This is a genomic window from Anaerotruncus sp. AF02-27, assembly GCF_003465835.1.
Classification (GTDB): domain Bacteria; phylum Bacillota; class Clostridia; order Oscillospirales; family Ruminococcaceae; genus Anaerotruncus; species Anaerotruncus rubiinfantis.
Genome location: NZ_QSBX01000012.1, coordinates 32,800 through 47,903, shown reverse-complemented (window position 1 = coordinate 47,903; position 15,104 = coordinate 32,800). Strand labels below are relative to the sequence as shown.

The following is a 15,104-nucleotide window of genomic DNA, read 5'->3' as shown; positions in this document are numbered from 1 at the left end:
ACTCACACCTCCCGGGGCGGCCAGCCCATCAGATCGCAGATCTTCCGGCAGGCTTCCACCGCCTCGCCGTCTTTGTCCTCCACGCTGCTCTTAGCGGCGAGGGCACGGACGAACTCAACGAAAAGCCGGTAAATTCCTTCGTTGGCCGGGGCGTTGCCGCAGCCGATGATACAGGCGGCAAACCGCTCCAGGCGGGCGTTGCCCTGCCCATACTGCTGCTCGCCAAAGTTCACCATTTCCTGCGCCAGATTGCCGAGGGGGATCACGCCGGGTTTTTGAATTCTGCTGATCATTTACGCTGCCTCCTTTTCCGTTTGTGCGGCATAAACCGCCTGGATTGTCTGCTCGCACTGCACCATATCGAACTGGCCGATATGAGTCCGGTGGACGGGAAGCTTCATCTGCCCGGCCAGCCAACGGTAGGCCTCGCCGTGTCCAAGCTTTTGAGCTTTCCACCAGCCGTCAAAAACGCGATGGACCTCCTGCCTTTTCAGCTTGAGCACCGAATTGGCGAGCGTGCCCAGAGGCCTTCGCGTACCGTTATGGACGCCGACGCTGGCGTTGCAGTTGGTGCAGAGATAAATGTCTCCATAACTTTTACCGCCATAGAGGACGGCGGAATCGGTGAAGATCACCTTGCCGCCGCAATAGGGGCAGATGGTTGGGATTTTAACGCTCACAACTTTTCCCTCCGTTTTCAATTGTTTTCGTAAACCCGTACAGGTAAAGATTGTAGTCACGGTACCGGGTAATGAGCCTCACCCAGTAGCCGCATTCCCTGCCATCCACAAAGAAGCTGTATTCCCCCCAACCGGGGTCGCCAATGGCCGCCTGCGGATAGTGGTTGGTAAATGCAACGATATCCGGAACGCCGTTTGGAAAATCATGGGCTATGAGGTGGTTCAGGACGCCATTAAATTCCGTTTTGCAGCCATCGGTGAGGAATTCGAGGTGGGATGGCCACCAGGTCGTCCACCAGCGGTAGCCGTCATGGTCTCCGCGGATATATCCGATTTGCCGTTCCTTATCGTTGAGCAATTCCGGATAAGGGCATTGGCAGAAAGGCAGCAGTTCTATTTTCAATTGATACACCTCTATTGTTTTATTAGGCCGCACAGTTCTCCCTCACCCTGCGCCGGGCGCGATAGAGGCAGTTGTCCACACCTTTGATTTTCATGCCCGCCTGCTCCGCGATTTCCCGGTAGCTCAGTCCCCGGGAGCGCAAATAGAGTACGTTGCCCTGCCTGCGGCTGACGAACGCTTTCGCGCGGTTCCAATGGTCACGGGCCTCGGCCGGGGCGCAAACATCACAGGAGGCAGGTATCGTCTCCTCCAATGTGAAACCGCCCGGGAGGGGGACATTCAGCCCGCGTGGGGCCGCAAGGGCGCCGCGTCGCTTCTGTCTGGCAAAATAATTGGAAAGGGCGGAGTCCATCTGCCGCCACGCAATGGTGGAAAACGCATACTTTTGCAGTTCAGGGCGCTCCATGTACTGCTGCACCGCCCGCAGGAAGGGGAGGATCACCACGTCATGGAATTCGTCGGCGTCCAGTCTCTTGTGTGCAAGGTATCGAAATACCATACCGTACTGCTCGGCGGCAAAATCGCTCTGCTCCTTGGTCAGCGGGTGCATTTCCTGTCCATTCATCTTTAAAATCCTTTCTTTAAGCGGCTTTGGCCGCTTTCTTTGTGGTTTTGGTTTTCTTTGTGGTTTTGGTTTTCTTCGCGGGCTTTTCATCCTCGTTTTTCGGTTTATCCGGCCGCTTCAGAACCTTTTCCCGATACTGTACCGGCGATTGGAAAAGGGTCTGCCCGGTCCCCTCAACCAGCAAAAAACCGGCTGACGTCACCGAGAGCTTCAGTATCCCGCTCATCGCGGCGATCCCCTGGCAAAATTTTTTGAGGGGATAGTAAAAGCCCTCCGGCGGCATCGGGGCCGTTACCTGAGCGATGACATAAAACTTTGATTTTGCCCGTTCGCTGTTGCTTTCAAATCCGATTCCGTCCATCCGGAATACCATGTTGAGTTGATCCCCCACGAGCGCTACCGATTCAGCTGCGTCAAGCGCGTCCTGAAGGGCCTTGGCGTCCACGACCGCCTCGTACAAGGCGGTTACGGCGGAGAGTACACTGTCCGCGTCAATATAGCTGCCGGTCCCAAGACGGGTGATAAAAGCCATTTTATCGCTTTCAAAGGTGATAAACCTTGCGGAACTTTTCAGTCTCAGCGTTTCCTCCTCACCCACCATGGACGCCAGCAAAGTGAGCGCCTCCACGGGGAGGAGCAGCGACACAGGCTTGTTTTCGCCCTGCAGCGGCTTGGTACAGCACATCAGGCGGCTGCCGTCGGTACTGATGGCGCGCGCGGCGGCATTGGAAAGCTCCAGCCGCACACAATGTTTCGGGCTTTCGCCGTCCGCCTTTGCCCGGGGCACCAAAAACGCGGTGTGCTTCGCAAGCGAAGGCAATCCTGCGAGTTTCCCGGTATATTCAGGGTTGGGAACTGGAATGCGGGGGAACGCCTCGCCGGATAGCGCCCCGATCGTAAAAACGGCATTGCCGCAGGACAGGGAGATCTGGCGCCCATTAGGGGAAAGTTCCGCCGACACCGTTGCCTCGTCAAACAGCCGGAGCATATTCGCAAACAGCTCCGCGTTCACCACAACGCTGCCGCCCTCGTACACGGCGGCGGACAGATTGCAGCAAACGGTGGTGATCAGGTCGGTTGCGGTGAGGGTGACCTCCAGATTTTCCGCGTCGGCCTCCAGAAGGACGCCGGTGAGGATCGGGTTGTTGTGTGTCGGCGGCGCGACTTTGCAAAGCCGCTTGGCCGCTTCCAGAAAGTCTTTGCGGTCAAAGGATAGTTTCATTTCATTGCAACCCCTTTGTGTTATCAGATTGATCGTCGGCGCGTCCTCTGTCCTTCATCCAGCAGATCAAAATCTCCGCTGCTTCTCGTTCGGACAATTCGTGGAAGCTGTCCATTAAGAATGAGGTGGCGCCAAACATGTTGGTGATGCCGGATTTCCGAAGTCTGTCCAAATAGGAAAAGTAGATCGTATTATCTTTGCATAGCATACAGACGACTCCTTTCTATGCCGATTTTGGAAGGTCAAACAAAGATAGTTGGTTTTCGTCCGGCTCAAGTTCCGGCTGCTTCTTTCGCCGTCTTGTAAAGACAGCGGTAAAGACAAACTCTTCCGGACTCTCCTCGCGGAATGCAGGGGGAGTGATTTCCGTCAGCGTCTGTGCAGCGTTAAAAACCGGAGGTGATGGAGATGCAGTGTCGGTTGACTGAGGAACATTTTCCGGCCGGGTAGGATGCAGGATCGCCATGCGCTTAAAGATTGCGCCGATATCCTCCACCGACTCTTTAATCCCCGTTGTGAGCTCCATCGCCAGTTGTGAGGTAAGGTCGCGGCAATCGCTGAGCGCGGCGAGCCCTTCGTCGGAAAAGTTCCCCTCCACCAATCCGGCAACCGCCAGCTTGGAGGCCATCAGTTCGATGGCCCGCGCCTGCATGACGCCTTCATAGTAGAGGAAATACACCTCGATACGAGGCGCCGTCTGGTTGATCCGCCAGCTGCGCCGAGAGGCCTGTCGCATGGTAAACAGATTGTAGCCGACATTGTAGTAGATGAGCGTGGTAAAAGCGTTGAGATCCAAGCCTGTTTCCACCACTGCAGGGTTGCAGATCAGTACCTGCAGGCCGTTGGCGACCTCGGCGTCCACCCACGCTTCCCGCGTTTCGGGCTTTACCGACGCGGGCAGGATTTTCGCCCGGATGCCCTCGCCCGCCAGCGCGGTCAGCAGCTTTTGCTGCGAATCGATGCGCACCCAGCTGGTGTAAATCAGGACGCGCCCGCCCGCGGATACCTTGTTCCGTGTGATTTCCAAAGCCTTTTTGTCCTTGGGATGCAGGTCGCCGATCGTCGCTAAATCCTTGGGCCGTACGACTTCATCGCCTGTAATGGGATTAACAAGCGGATCATGGCCATAGGGTTGATCCGGGTAGACGGTGAGCAGGCCCATGTAGGCGCTCAGGATTTTTTGGGCAGCCTTCCGGTCTTTCTGCATAAAGTCCTTTAGCGTCCTGGATATCCGGTCGTATTCCTCCCGGATTTTGTGCGGCAGATGGAGAGGTATGGGGATTTCCTCGTATTCCGGCAGATCTTTCCCCATATCCATCAGCGACAGAAAGACCGCGTTTTCCAGCAGGAAGCGGCTGTACACCAACGGAGATACGCCCGGCAGCTGGTGCTCCCGCACCTTGCGCCGGGAGGCGCGGCGGTTGGCGTTATATTCCGCCGCGGTGATCTCGTAGGTAGACTCGATCACGCCGTATTCCTTAATGAAGGTGTCCGGGGAATCGTAGGGCTTGTTGTCCAACAGCATGGAGCGCGGGAACAGGCGGTAGAGCAGATGAAAAATGCCGGAAGCGTACCCGTTGATCAGGGTCGCGGTCATGCCGACCACCTTATCCGCGGTGCGCGCCAGTTCACCCATCGCGTCGCCCTGCCCGCTGTCCCGGGCATATTGATGGATTTCATCGATGATCGCGCCGTCGATCCTGCCCTTGAGTTTTTTCTTCACATAGGTGCTGAGTGCAAAACGGCGGACGGCTCCCACGGCGGCAAAAAAACCTTCCGGCTCATTGGCAACCGCCTCGATTTCCTCAGTGTACCGCATGGCCTTTGGATCACGTAAATGATGGTAAGCAAACCTTCGGTGGATAAAACCGTAGGCGCCGATTTTGACCCACTCGCTCTGCACACCGGGGTTGAGCGGCGCCCAAAGCGTTGAACCGCAATATGCGCATTTGTGGTTTTTGCTGTGCTGCCTGCGAAAGTAAACGTCGTCGGCGGGGATCTCATAATTGATCCCGTCGTCGGTCACGGTCATCATGACGCGCCTGTGGCATTCGGGACAGAGGAACCCCTTTTTGCGCCGGCTCCAGGTGACCGCCGGGTGGTGCATATACCCGTCCCGCGCCTTTTCCTTTGAAAAGACGGCGAAGGCGGTGCGGCCGCTTTGTTCATACGCGGCATAAAAGGCTTTTAGCTGACTGATGCCCTTGATCACGCCGCCCATACTGTTTGGGATGGTTTCTTCGATTTCGCGGCACCACTTTTGCGCGACGTGTGCGGGACACAGGACGATGTTGAAGGTCTTTGCCTTACCCGCCGCCAAATGGCTCGCATACAGCGCCGTGGCGCCAATTTTTGTTTTGCCGCTTCCGCATTCCGCAATCAGTAGCGCGGGATCATGGCGGTCCAGCTTGCGTTTGAGGCCCTCTGCCGCGGCCAGCTGCGCGTCGTACAGGTGATAGCCGGTATGCGCAAAGATGTTGTCGTTGACTGACAGCACTTCGCCGGACACCGGCTCTGCCGATGGGTCAAAGAGCGGAACGAACTGGCTTTTGATGCGCTCAGCGATGGTGACGCCAAATTTTTGCAGATACTGGGACACCGTGTTGATCTCGTCGAACACGGCGGAGCTATCCGGGGCCGAGCCGGGAATTTGGATTTTACCCTCCCTGAGCCCATGCTCCACAATGCGGATGACGTTTTTGTCATCCGCTTCACAGCGCAGCATCCACGCGTCAAACTTTTCATTCAGGCAGACGGCGGTGAGCTGCTTCAGCATTTCGCCAGCAATCAATTCGTCCAGAAGGTACTCCTGGAATTCCGGCAGCAGCGGCACCCTCACACGCTTGTCGATCTCTTCAAACAACCGGTCCCTGTCTCCGGGCGGTGTGAAGATATAGCAGGCGCGGGGCGGGGTCTCCAGCTTGGTCTGCCCCTCTTTTTCGGGATCGTTTACCCTTACTGGAATATCGCTGTCATCCGTGGCAAAAACAACGGCCTCCGCATAGACCCCATCCATGCTCTGCTGGCGGGTATAATGCTTCGCAAGGCTTCGCAGCCCCAGTGGAGATAGATTCTGACGCTCGACGCGGATTTCTCCGCCGCCATAGATTGCGTCCGACATCCCGCGCACCTGTTCCGGATATCCGCCGATGCGGATTCCGATCAGCCAGCCGGTATTGCTATCGCTTTTTGTGTAGACCAGCGTGTCCGCATAACAGGTCAAATGAATGACGTTGCCGCTGTCCCGATAACTGACGGGGATGAGTTTGGGGGCGGGCATACTGTGGCTGCACCTCCTTTTTCGCCGTTTGGAATAATTTCATAGCTGTGGCTGCCTCCTTTCTATTTTGCTTTTTGCAGCAAAAAAGACCATGACGGCCCGAAGAATCGGGTTATCATGGTCTTTCTGCTATGGTGTATTTCGGCTGCTTCAGGTGTTGAGCCTCTCCCGTGGGCGCACGCGTCCCCGGGACTTCACTCTTCCGCCTGAGGCATCCACACCGTGGCACGGACACCCTGACCGCCGGGAAAGCTTTCGCTCTCGCCAAGCGGCCTCACTTACGCCTAAAATACAGCTTCATTGTAGCAGGGATTGAGAGGACTGTACACTTGAGGTTTTATATTCTGGCAGTGAAATAATAGTGATATTGACATTTTGCAGGATCAAGAATATAATAAACTCGTAAGAAAGTAACTTTTGAGTATATAAAATGCAAAAAAGGGGGGACAAGAATGTTTTATTGTCGCGAGAACGAGCTGGAGCAGATGACCCGGCGTTATGAGAAAGGCAAGTTTGAGTGTGTTGTAATCTATGGCCGGCGCCGAGTGGGAAAAACGGCTCTGATCAACGAATTTTGCATGGACAAACCCACCATCTATTTTTCGGCCTTGAACGCCTCTTCCGGAGAGAATCTGGAGGCGCTCTCCAAAGCGATTGAGACCTTTAAGAATCCAGCGGGAACATCTTTCCCTGTTTACCGCAGCTTTTCCGATGCATTGGATGAGATTACCGCACTGGCCCAAAAGCAACGGCTGATTTTTGTGATTGACGAGTACCCTTATCTGGCGAAAGCGGAGAAATCCTTTTCCTCCCGTCTCCAGCACATTATTGACCATTTGTGGCAGGAGAGCCAAATCTATCTGATTTTGTGCGGCTCTTCCATGAGCTTTATGGAGTATCAGGTGCTGGGCTACGAAAGCCCCCTCTACGGGCGGCGTACCGCGCAGCTTAAAATCCATGCGTTGACCTATCGGGAGATGACCGTATTTCATCCTGAGCTCAGCATCGAAAATCAGGCTCTTCTCTATGGCGTCACCGGCGGGATTCCCCACTACATCAACAAGCTGGAGGTGGAAGAAAGTCTGGACAACGCTCTGCTGCAAAATCTCTTTGATACCTCCAGCTATCTGTTCGAGGAGCCGGAAAATCTTCTCAAGCAGGAATTGCGGGAACCCACTGTCTATAATTCCGTCATTTCAGCCATTGCGGGAGGCGCCTCCCGTTCCAACGAGATCGCCACTAAGGTGGGGATCGAGTCCGGCGTCTGCGCCAAATACCTGCGGGTGCTGTTGGAACTGGGGATCTTAAAAAAGGAAACCCCGATCACAGAGAAGCCCGGTAAAAAGACCATCTATGCCATCGACGACAACTTTTTCCGTTTCTGGTATCGCTTTGTCCCGCGGAATATGTCGGCCATCAGTGCAGGGCGTTTTGCCAAAGTTTATGACCGGGCGGTAAAGCAGTATTTCTCCGAGTATATGGGGCTGGTTTTTGAGAAGATGTGTCAGGATTATCTGATGCGCTATGCTGATAACCTGCCCATCTTGCTCAGCGAGGTGGGTCAATGGTGGGGGACCGACAGCAAAACCCGCAAGCAGGTACAGATTGACATTGTTGGAACGCCCACAGACGGGGATGAATACCTCATCGGCTCCTGCAAATATCGGAATGAAAAGATTGGTTTGGATGAACTGGAGCTGCTGAGATCCTATGCTGCCGTTTTCGGAAAAGGCCGGAAGTATCACTACTATATTTTTTCCAAAGGCGGTTTTACCTCCAACCTGGCAGAGCAGGGTCAGCTTGGCGAGGTGACCCTGCTGACGTTGGAAGATCTGTACCGGTCAAAACCTCAAGTGTACAGCCCTCCCAATCCCTGTTACAATAAAGCTGTATTTTAGGCGTAAGTGAGGCCGCTTGGCGAAAGCGAAGGTTTTCCCGGCGGTCAGGGCGTCCGTGCCGCGGTGCGGACGCCTCAGGCGGAAGAGTGAAGTCCCGGGGACGCGTGCGCCCACGGGAGAGGCCCTACACCTGACGCAGCCAAAATACAGCACAGCCAAAAGACCATGATAACCCGATTTTTCGGGCCGTCATGGTCTTTTTTGCTGTAAAAAATTTTTATTTAGGAGGAGCAGCTATGAGTGAACAAAACGACAACCTGAGCTTGGATCAGCTTCTGGAGGACGATGGATTTGACCTGGGCGGCAACGTCCCGGATTATGATCCGTTTGCACAAGCAAGCGATGTGTTTTCCGGTGAAGCCGCGGACGCACAAGACGCAGAAGAAGTTCCTTCCAGAGATGATCCGTCCGGCACGATCCCTTTTACTCCTATCAGTAATAGTGGGGGCGACGAGAGACAGTCAGATGGGAAAGATGCCGAGGATGATGGAGAGCAACCCGAAACCAGCACGCCGGTACGTCCGGCGCAAGCGCCGGCCAAACCGTCCAATGTGACGGCGCCGGATTTCAATCCCCTTGCGGCAGCGGTGAACCAAGCGGAAGAACAGAACGTCCGGGCCGGCGCCGTGGGCGTCCTTTCAAGGCTGCCGGTCTTTACCTATGGCAGCGCCAAAGAGGATCTTGCCGACAAGACGCAGACTTTTGAACAGCTGCGCATCGCCAAATCGGAGGATTTCCCCGAACTCGACGACGGCAAGCGCGTCACATGGACGATGGAGTATGGCACGATCACACGGCAGGTACCCAAGCCCAAGGAGACCGTGATCCATAAGCTCAAGGGGGAAATTGAAGCTTCCAAAGAATTTTTAGAGATGCTCAAAAAGCAAAAGGAGAAGAAGGACGCCCTCGTCTGCAAGGTCAAACCCCGCATCACTGCCCAGAGTAAAGGCGTTGTTTCAGCCTACAAAGGAGTTTTCACCAATTTGGAGGAAGCGGAGCAGTCGGGAAAGGCCATTCAAATCGTCCCCGGGCGGGACGGAAGGGTCTACGAAATCCGCTGTACCGAGGCGGGGCGCTTTGTCGTCCCTGCCACCGATATTCCCGAACTTTCGGAGGTGAGCGCCGGTTTTTTTCCGGCGCTGCCCCGGATTCCCTTTCCGGTCATCTGTCAGGTGGTCGGGTTCTTCCGCTATTTTATGAGGGAACGGGAACTGGAGGCAATGGTGCAGATCTACTGGGACAAGCTGGAGGAACAGTACCGCATCGCGGTACCCAAACAATTTGTTGGTAAAGCGCATGTGGACGCGCGGCTTGACGCCGACGACGCTCTGGACGAGGACCGCTATGTCTGCGTGGCCGATATCCACAGCCATAATTCCATGCCGGCGAAATTTTCCCCCACCGACGACTGGGACGAGCGCATGACCCGCGTTTACATGGTGTTCGGGAGGCTGGACGCTTTTTTCCCCGAAATCAGCGCCCGCATTTCCTGCGGCAGAAAACGCTGCCGCATCAACCCGGGCAGCGTCATCGAAGGCCTGCCGCCTGATTTTCCACAGGAATGGACAGCGCGGGTGGAAACCGTTGGGCAATCGCGGTCCTTTTGGTCAAAGGGGGCGACGGAGGAATGAAATTCAGCCAAAACCGCCCGGTCAAGATCGTCATGCTGGGCGCGGGCGGCACCGGAGGCCACATCGCGCCGCACCTCTACCGCCTGCTCTACGCGCTGGACCGTCCCGTCCGCTTCATCATCGCGGACGGCGATATTGTGGAACAAAAGAATCTTGTCCGGCAGAACTTCATCGAAGCCGATCTGGGCGAAAACAAAGCCAAGGTATTGGCCGAGCGTTATTCCTCGGTATTCGGGCTGGAAACAGAATATATCCCGGAGTTTATCGAGGATGAATGGCGGCTCAAAGAACTGGTGACTCCAAGACGCCTGCGCGGGGATGTGGGTTTTGTGAACGGCCATCCCTTTGTGGAGGAATACTGGGAGCTTGTCATCCTGATCGGCGCGGTGGATAACAACCGCAGCCGCCAGCTTTGCCATGCGGTGTTCCGGCGGGTTTCGCCTCTCGTCTACATCGACAGCGGCAACGGCGAGCACACCGGCCAGGTGGTTTGCGGTATCCGGCAGGGCAAGCGCACGGTATTCAAGCCGGCCGGTGCCGTATACCCCGATATCCTGCAGGAACAAGACAAATTCCCCACCGAGCTTTCCTGCGCGGAGGCCTCTGTTTCCGCGCCCCAGAGCATTGTGGCCAACATTATGGCGGCCACGGCGGTGGTGAATTTCGTCTACAACATCCTGGTGCGCGGCGAATTGGACACCCGTTCGGTCACCTTCAGCACCAATACGCTCAATTTGAAGCCAAATCTTGTAAATCTGAAACGGAGGAAAGCAGCATGAAACGGTTTTACGTCGCCAAAGGTGAAACGGTCGAATTGTCGGAACTGCACACAGAACTCGTCATTGTGGAAGGTGCCTTGAAAATAATCGGTAAGCTTACGGCAAAACACATACAGGGCCATGGCTATCTGGAGGCGGAGGAAGTCCTTTGCGGCACTTCGTCCGTCAATTCCATCCGGGCGCAGACTGTCACCGCGCAAAAGATCGCCACCTGCAACCTGCTGGTCCGGGACTGCCGCGCGGATGAAATCGGCGTCGCCGGATTTTTTGAAGCGCTTCATGTGCAGGCCGGAAAGCTGACCATGAGCCGTTCCCGGCTGGAACTGTGCGAGGTAACGGAAGTCATTACCCTGCCCGACAAAAAGCGCGGGTTGTTGGGAATGCTTCTGGCGTCGTGGTGGCGCTCCTTATGGCTGCCCGGAAAGCCGCCGCAAAAGGCTGAAAAGCCACGGACGGACAAACCGCAAAAAAATGCGGCAAAGCCGGAAGCGCATGAGCAGCAACCTCCCGTCCTCACAACCGAACTGTTGGCCGCTCTGGTGAGCGAGCTTGAAAAACAGGGCTTTGTGCGCGCGGAACCACCCGCCCCCCAGTTTGTCGAGTTTGAAAAGGGGGATGCGGCATGATGAGGACTTTTTACCGCGTCAGCCGCTGCGTCACCAACGACAATGGGAAACTGCGGCTTACGGAAATTCGCACGGCCGGCCGCTACACCGACGCCGGCAAGGAGCAAATTACTGCCTGCTGTGGAAAAAGCGCGCCCTGTCCGGCAAAACATCAGGAGAACGCCGCGTCCGACGCGGCATAACCCAAAACGGACAAAGGCGGCTGGCCTTCGTCCGTTTTACTTTGAAAGGAGAATTTTCATGGCGAAAACAAACGCACAAAAGCAGGAAATCTTGATGCACCGGCTGGGGGAGCTGCTCAGCCACGACCTTGGCTACATTTACGGCGAGCGTGAAGGCGGTCCGAATGGGGAGAAAAAAGAATTTCTTGATAAGGGCAAACGGTTTTTATCCCAGCTCGGACGCGACCTCGGCTTTACCCAGATGAATGTTTCCAAAAACCCGGCCGGGATCGCCGTGTCGGGAGAGGTCTCCCTCATGGGGATGTGGACCCCGGGAAACGGATTGGATATCTATCTTTCCGAGCCTGCGTTTGGCCGCTGCTGTGTGCTTTACCGCAACATCAACCATATGAAGGATTTTACCGGTGGTCAAAACCGGTACCTTACAACATCTGATATGAAGACCTTTTCTTATGACGACTTTTTAAAAATACTTTCAGCGATGGACCGCAGCAAGGAGGTCCGCCATGCAGCAGCCTGACGCGCCCCGTTATTATGCACTGGAACAGCTTGCCGAATTTAGCCGGACCTTTGCGGCGCTGGCGGACATCCTGCCGGTGTACCGAAGGCGTCTGGACAAATACCTGCAAACCGACAAGGCGCAGGCAAAAGAGATCTACGAACTGATCCTCAAAGAGCGCACTCGGCTGGCCTCCCTGATGGGGGAGGCCAGATTGTGCCTTTTGGAATTGGGTGAGGAAAAACTCGCGGCAGTCGCGGCGTCTCTGCGCCCCCAGCTTGCCGCCTTTCCGATCATGGCGCCGGACTATCAAAAGCTGTCGGATATCCTGGCGGCCTTTGCCGCCGAATTGCCGCAGCCGCAGACCGCCAGCGCAGCCGTGATCGGCCGGCTGATGAACAGCGTCAAAATGGGCTACTATCCCACCGATCCGCTGCACGTGGAGCATATCACGCGGGGAATCGCGTTTCCGCCGGGGGTAACCACCAATGTGTTTGATCCCTGCTGCGGGGAAGGGCTCGCCCTGCGGGCGTTGGCCACGGGAAACAACTGCATGACCTATGGCGTGGAGATCGACGAACAGCGCGCCGCCGAAGCGCAGGAACGGCTGCACCGCGTGGCGGTGGGGAGCTTCTTTCACAGCCGCATCAGCCACGAAGCGTTTCACGCGATGCTACTCAACCCTCCCTACCTCTCGGTGCTGAATGAAAACGGCGGCAAGGCACGCCACGAAAAGCGATTCCTGGCGGAGAGCTATGAGCATCTGATTTATGGAGGGCTGCTCATCTACATCATCCCCTACTACCGCCTGACGCCGGACGTCGCCCGCATCCTCTGCGACAATTTTGCCGACCTCACCGCGTACCGCTTCATGGGCGCGGAATTTGAACGCTTCCATCAAATCGCAATCTTTGGAACGCGCAAGCAGCGGGAGGACGGTACGGCTCTGGCGGTTCCCTTTCTGGAGTCCATCACGGAGCCGGCCAAAATCCCTGAGTTGTCCGAACTGCCGCAGGGCCGTTACACACTTCCGGCTCAGCCGGTTGAGGTACCGCTCTTCAAAGGCGTCGTCTTCAATACCGCGGAACTGGCGCGGCAGCTGGCGGCCTCCAAAAGCCTTTCCAAAAGGCTGGCGAAAAGTGCGTTGGACGGCGCCGCCAAGCGGCCGATCCTGCCGCTCAATGTGGGCCAAGTGGGATTGATCGGCGGAAGCGGCCTCATCAACGGGCTGGCGATGTGCGATCATCCCCACATCGTCAAGGGGCGCATCATCAAAGCGATCAGCTCCACCGAAAATGTCACCCAGCAGGACCGCCTCGGAAACGCTGTGAAAACCACCGTCACCGAAACAGCTTCAAACCAGCTGGTGTTCAATATCCTGACGCCGGCCGGCTTTAAATCGTTGACATAAGGAAGGACAATGCAAATGAAAAACATCAAGCAAGCCGTGCTTCTCTGCTACCTGACGCTGCTGCGCCGCCGGCTGGAATATGCCGCGGGCGTGCTTTGGAGGTGTAGCAGGGCCTATCAGATCGCGCCTTCCCATGTATTTTGGAAGCTGAGCCAATGGGAATGCCATTATCAAACACAGGTGCGCCGGTATCTCGATGCGAACGGAAAGGAGCAGTAAAAATAAAAATGGATATCTGCGTCAAACGCCTTATTGGCAAACTTCGCCGCGCCAAAGCCTGCGAACCATCCCAATCCACATCCTTTAACGGAGAGGTCAACCGGCACCTATTCGACCACTATCTCATTCCGTTTATGAATGGAACCGTCCCCACCGTGGGGGATCTGGATTTCTCCCAGTTTACGCTGGAGGATGTTCAGGACTTTGGCAAATATCTGGAATGTGCCAGCCTGTCAAATCTAAACCTCATGCAGCTTCTGAACAAATTCACATCCGCCAGGCCGGTTGCACAGCATCAGCGGACTTTTTGTTAGGAGGCGCCTGAAATGGATGAAAACATATTCGACGAGGCACAGTACGCGCTTACCATACTGGAAACAGCGGCCATGGCATATGAAACCGGCCGGCCGGATATTTTGGAGTATCTGTCAAACACTCCTTTCGACCGGGATGTGGAATGCGAATTTGCGCTCAATGGTATGTATAGGCTCTGCGACTTTATGAGCGAATATTACTCGGAAGACACGGAGGTGTGTGCCATGTACTTTTCCTCCAATGCCATGATGGAATACTATCGCCTTTGCCGGGAGTACGGAAAGCTGAAGGGAATCTCCCTCAAAGAGAATCCTTATATGCTGCGCGCCCTGGAGGAGGTGCGGGCGCAGATGAGCGAGGACGGCTGTTACTACTGCTGCTCCTGGCTGCAAACCAAAGTCAACCACAAATGGGCCAGTGGGATTGTGTTCAAGTATGATGTCAGCTATTTCTGCGAATTTTTGGCACTGTTTTCCCGTTTGCTCTATGTGTTTGAATTTTACGACCGCGCTGTAAAGGACCTGCGCAAAGAAGTGGAAACCCTTAAGCGTCAGAAGCTGATACCATTTCCGGCATCTCAAAAAGAAAGGGAGGCGGCGTAATGGACACGGCCACCGAACTGTTGATCCGCATCACCCCCCGCAGCAATACCATCCAGACGGAATTTGTTCAAAAAGGCGTCCGGCGCTGTAAGCAGGTCTCCTACGATACGCTGGTTGAAAGCATCCGGGGAAGCCTCGAGAAAGATCTGGTCAGCAGCGGCCTTCTGCCGCCCGGCTGCATCTCCTTTCAGGCCGGAGCAAGCGGGCGCTTTATCACTTCCATCCTCCACCCGGAACTTCGCGCCGACATCAGCTATGCCGGAACGGAGTATCAGGACTTTCCCCTGCCGCGGCTGGTGTTCAAATTTGAACACCAGGACGGCGCGCGGGTCATGCGAAGCTGGATGGGCGTCGTGGGACAGGGCTTATTGACGCCCAAAACACCGATGTACCATTATCCTTTTTCCAACGTGAGCGGCTATCGCCTTTGCACGGGAAACAACCCGATGCCGGTTTGTAAAAGCCTGCATACCTTGGGGAGCCTGCCGTACTACATCCTCGCGATGCCCAACAACAACGACCACTTCAATAAACGGCACAACAAGCCTCAATTGGAAATGCGGGATCTGCTGGAACTGCTCAAGGACAAGAATCCGAATTTCTACTACAGCGATATATTAATTCCCGACAGCCGCACCCTGATGGACTTTATCAACGAGAACTAGGGAGGAACCGCTATGACGGAAAAAGAGCTTTACGAAAAAATGTCCGCGCCCTTCGCCTCCTCCGATGTGGAATGGCGCGTCTCCAACACGTCGAAGGATAAGAGCCGCGGGCTGGCCGTGCCCTACA

At 55.5% G+C, this 15,104-nt stretch carries 19 protein-coding genes; 12 read left to right on the top strand and 7 right to left on the bottom strand.

The genetic code is table 11. The features are described from left to right. Positions 1 to 2: 2 nt before the first annotated feature. Genes DWV16_RS10790 through DWV16_RS10760 form a run of 7 tightly spaced genes read right to left on the bottom strand, consistent with a single transcriptional unit; the run spans position 3 to position 6,150 of the window. A complete protein-coding gene (locus tag DWV16_RS10790; RefSeq protein WP_118479173.1) occupies positions 3 to 293 on the bottom strand; it encodes a hypothetical protein in 291 nt (96 codons plus the stop codon). Further along, positions 294 to 680 (bottom strand): zinc-finger-containing protein, encoded by a 387-nt coding sequence (locus DWV16_RS10785; protein ID WP_118479171.1) that lies wholly within the window; start codon positions 678 to 680, stop codon positions 294 to 296. Further along, the gene (locus tag DWV16_RS10780) at positions 670 to 1,083 is read right to left on the bottom strand and encodes a hypothetical protein (RefSeq protein ID WP_118479169.1); all 414 of its coding nucleotides are present in this window, start codon (positions 1,081 to 1,083) and stop codon (positions 670 to 672) included. The genes DWV16_RS10785 and DWV16_RS10780 overlap by 11 nt, the downstream gene beginning before the upstream one ends. Before the next feature lie 22 nt (positions 1,084 to 1,105). After that, positions 1,106 to 1,648, bottom strand: a complete 543-nt coding sequence (locus tag DWV16_RS10775) for an RNA polymerase sigma factor (protein WP_118479167.1) — start codon at positions 1,646 to 1,648, stop codon at positions 1,106 to 1,108. Between the two features lie 16 nt (positions 1,649 to 1,664). Next, positions 1,665 to 2,870 carry a DNA polymerase III subunit beta gene (locus tag DWV16_RS10770; protein ID WP_118479165.1) on the bottom strand — a complete coding sequence of 402 codons (1,206 nt, stop codon included), beginning with the start codon at positions 2,868 to 2,870 and terminating at the stop codon, positions 1,665 to 1,667. Position 2,871: 1 nt separating this feature from the next. Further along, positions 2,872 to 3,078, bottom strand: a complete 207-nt coding sequence (locus DWV16_RS10765; protein ID WP_118479163.1) for a hypothetical protein — start codon at positions 3,076 to 3,078, stop codon at positions 2,872 to 2,874. A 15-nt stretch (positions 3,079 to 3,093) separates the two neighbouring features. Continuing rightward, positions 3,094 to 6,150: a helicase-related protein gene (locus DWV16_RS10760; protein ID WP_118479161.1), complete on the bottom strand. Its 3,057-nt coding sequence runs from the start codon at positions 6,148 to 6,150 to the stop codon at positions 3,094 to 3,096. Between the two features lie 452 nt (positions 6,151 to 6,602). Between DWV16_RS10760 and DWV16_RS10755 the strand changes: the two genes are divergently transcribed. From DWV16_RS10755 to DWV16_RS19850, 12 genes are all read left to right on the top strand, one after another. After that, a complete protein-coding gene (locus DWV16_RS10755; RefSeq protein WP_118479159.1) occupies positions 6,603 to 8,048 on the top strand; it encodes an ATP-binding protein in 1,446 nt (481 codons plus the stop codon). A 236-nt stretch (positions 8,049 to 8,284) separates the two neighbouring features. Beyond that, positions 8,285 to 9,679 (top strand): hypothetical protein, encoded by a 1,395-nt coding sequence (locus tag DWV16_RS10750; RefSeq protein WP_118479157.1) that lies wholly within the window; start codon positions 8,285 to 8,287, stop codon positions 9,677 to 9,679. Beyond that, a complete protein-coding gene (locus DWV16_RS10745; RefSeq protein WP_118479155.1) occupies positions 9,676 to 10,458 on the top strand; it encodes a ThiF family adenylyltransferase in 783 nt (260 codons plus the stop codon). The genes DWV16_RS10750 and DWV16_RS10745 overlap by 4 nt, the downstream gene beginning before the upstream one ends. Next, entirely contained in the window at positions 10,455 to 11,084 is a 630-nt protein-coding gene (locus DWV16_RS10740) for a hypothetical protein (RefSeq protein WP_118479153.1), read from the top strand. Before DWV16_RS10745 ends, DWV16_RS10740 begins: the two co-directional genes overlap by 4 nt. After that, a complete protein-coding gene (locus DWV16_RS10735) occupies positions 11,081 to 11,266 on the top strand; it encodes a hypothetical protein (protein WP_118479151.1) in 186 nt (61 codons plus the stop codon). The genes DWV16_RS10740 and DWV16_RS10735 overlap by 4 nt, the downstream gene beginning before the upstream one ends. Before the next feature lie 58 nt (positions 11,267 to 11,324). Further along, positions 11,325 to 11,786 carry a hypothetical protein gene (locus tag DWV16_RS10730; protein ID WP_118479149.1) on the top strand — a complete coding sequence of 154 codons (462 nt, stop codon included), beginning with the start codon at positions 11,325 to 11,327 and terminating at the stop codon, positions 11,784 to 11,786. After that, complete coding sequence (locus DWV16_RS10725) at positions 11,773 to 13,176, top strand: DUF6094 domain-containing protein (RefSeq protein ID WP_118479147.1); 1,404 nt, start codon at positions 11,773 to 11,775, stop codon at positions 13,174 to 13,176. Before DWV16_RS10730 ends, DWV16_RS10725 begins: the two co-directional genes overlap by 14 nt. Before the next feature lie 15 nt (positions 13,177 to 13,191). Beyond that, positions 13,192 to 13,395 (top strand): hypothetical protein, encoded by a 204-nt coding sequence (locus tag DWV16_RS10720; protein ID WP_118479145.1) that lies wholly within the window; start codon positions 13,192 to 13,194, stop codon positions 13,393 to 13,395. 8 nt (positions 13,396 to 13,403) lie between these two features. Continuing rightward, a complete protein-coding gene (locus tag DWV16_RS10715; protein WP_118479143.1) occupies positions 13,404 to 13,709 on the top strand; it encodes a hypothetical protein in 306 nt (101 codons plus the stop codon). A 12-nt stretch (positions 13,710 to 13,721) separates the two neighbouring features. Beyond that, positions 13,722 to 14,312, top strand: coding sequence for a hypothetical protein (locus tag DWV16_RS10710; RefSeq protein ID WP_118479141.1), 591 nt, complete (start codon positions 13,722 to 13,724; stop codon positions 14,310 to 14,312). Then, a complete protein-coding gene (locus tag DWV16_RS10705; protein WP_118479139.1) occupies positions 14,312 to 14,977 on the top strand; it encodes a hypothetical protein in 666 nt (221 codons plus the stop codon). Before DWV16_RS10710 ends, DWV16_RS10705 begins: the two co-directional genes overlap by 1 nt. A 12-nt stretch (positions 14,978 to 14,989) precedes the next feature. Next, positions 14,990 to 15,104 (top strand): hypothetical protein (locus tag DWV16_RS19850; RefSeq protein ID WP_370219096.1); only part of this gene is annotated, 115 nt, incomplete at its 3' end.

What these genes read in the sequence shown, in the direction of transcription:
- DWV16_RS10790 (WP_118479173.1), bottom strand. Translation starts at nt 293, where the DNA reads ATGATCAGCAGAATTCAAAAACCCGGCGTGATCCCCCTCGGCAATCTG.
- DWV16_RS10775 (WP_118479167.1), bottom strand. Translation starts at nt 1,648, where the DNA reads ATGAATGGACAGGAAATGCACCCGCTGACCAAGGAGCAGAGCGATTTT.
- DWV16_RS10770 (WP_118479165.1), bottom strand. Translation starts at nt 2,870, where the DNA reads ATGAAACTATCCTTTGACCGCAAAGACTTTCTGGAAGCGGCCAAGCGG.
- DWV16_RS10765 (WP_118479163.1), bottom strand. Translation starts at nt 3,078, where the DNA reads ATGCTATGCAAAGATAATACGATCTACTTTTCCTATTTGGACAGACTT.
- DWV16_RS10760 (WP_118479161.1), bottom strand. Translation starts at nt 6,150, where the DNA reads ATGCCCGCCCCCAAACTCATCCCCGTCAGTTATCGGGACAGCGGCAAC.
- DWV16_RS10755 (WP_118479159.1), top strand. Translation starts at nt 6,603, where the DNA reads ATGTTTTATTGTCGCGAGAACGAGCTGGAGCAGATGACCCGGCGTTAT.
- DWV16_RS10750 (WP_118479157.1), top strand. Translation starts at nt 8,285, where the DNA reads ATGAGTGAACAAAACGACAACCTGAGCTTGGATCAGCTTCTGGAGGAC.
- DWV16_RS10745 (WP_118479155.1), top strand. Translation starts at nt 9,676, where the DNA reads ATGAAATTCAGCCAAAACCGCCCGGTCAAGATCGTCATGCTGGGCGCG.
- DWV16_RS10740 (WP_118479153.1), top strand. Translation starts at nt 10,455, where the DNA reads ATGAAACGGTTTTACGTCGCCAAAGGTGAAACGGTCGAATTGTCGGAA.
- DWV16_RS10735 (WP_118479151.1), top strand. Translation starts at nt 11,081, where the DNA reads ATGATGAGGACTTTTTACCGCGTCAGCCGCTGCGTCACCAACGACAAT.
- DWV16_RS10730 (WP_118479149.1), top strand. Translation starts at nt 11,325, where the DNA reads ATGGCGAAAACAAACGCACAAAAGCAGGAAATCTTGATGCACCGGCTG.
- DWV16_RS10725 (WP_118479147.1), top strand. Translation starts at nt 11,773, where the DNA reads ATGCAGCAGCCTGACGCGCCCCGTTATTATGCACTGGAACAGCTTGCC.
- DWV16_RS10720 (WP_118479145.1), top strand. Translation starts at nt 13,192, where the DNA reads ATGAAAAACATCAAGCAAGCCGTGCTTCTCTGCTACCTGACGCTGCTG.
- DWV16_RS10715 (WP_118479143.1), top strand. Translation starts at nt 13,404, where the DNA reads ATGGATATCTGCGTCAAACGCCTTATTGGCAAACTTCGCCGCGCCAAA.
- DWV16_RS10710 (WP_118479141.1), top strand. Translation starts at nt 13,722, where the DNA reads ATGGATGAAAACATATTCGACGAGGCACAGTACGCGCTTACCATACTG.
- DWV16_RS10705 (WP_118479139.1), top strand. Translation starts at nt 14,312, where the DNA reads ATGGACACGGCCACCGAACTGTTGATCCGCATCACCCCCCGCAGCAAT.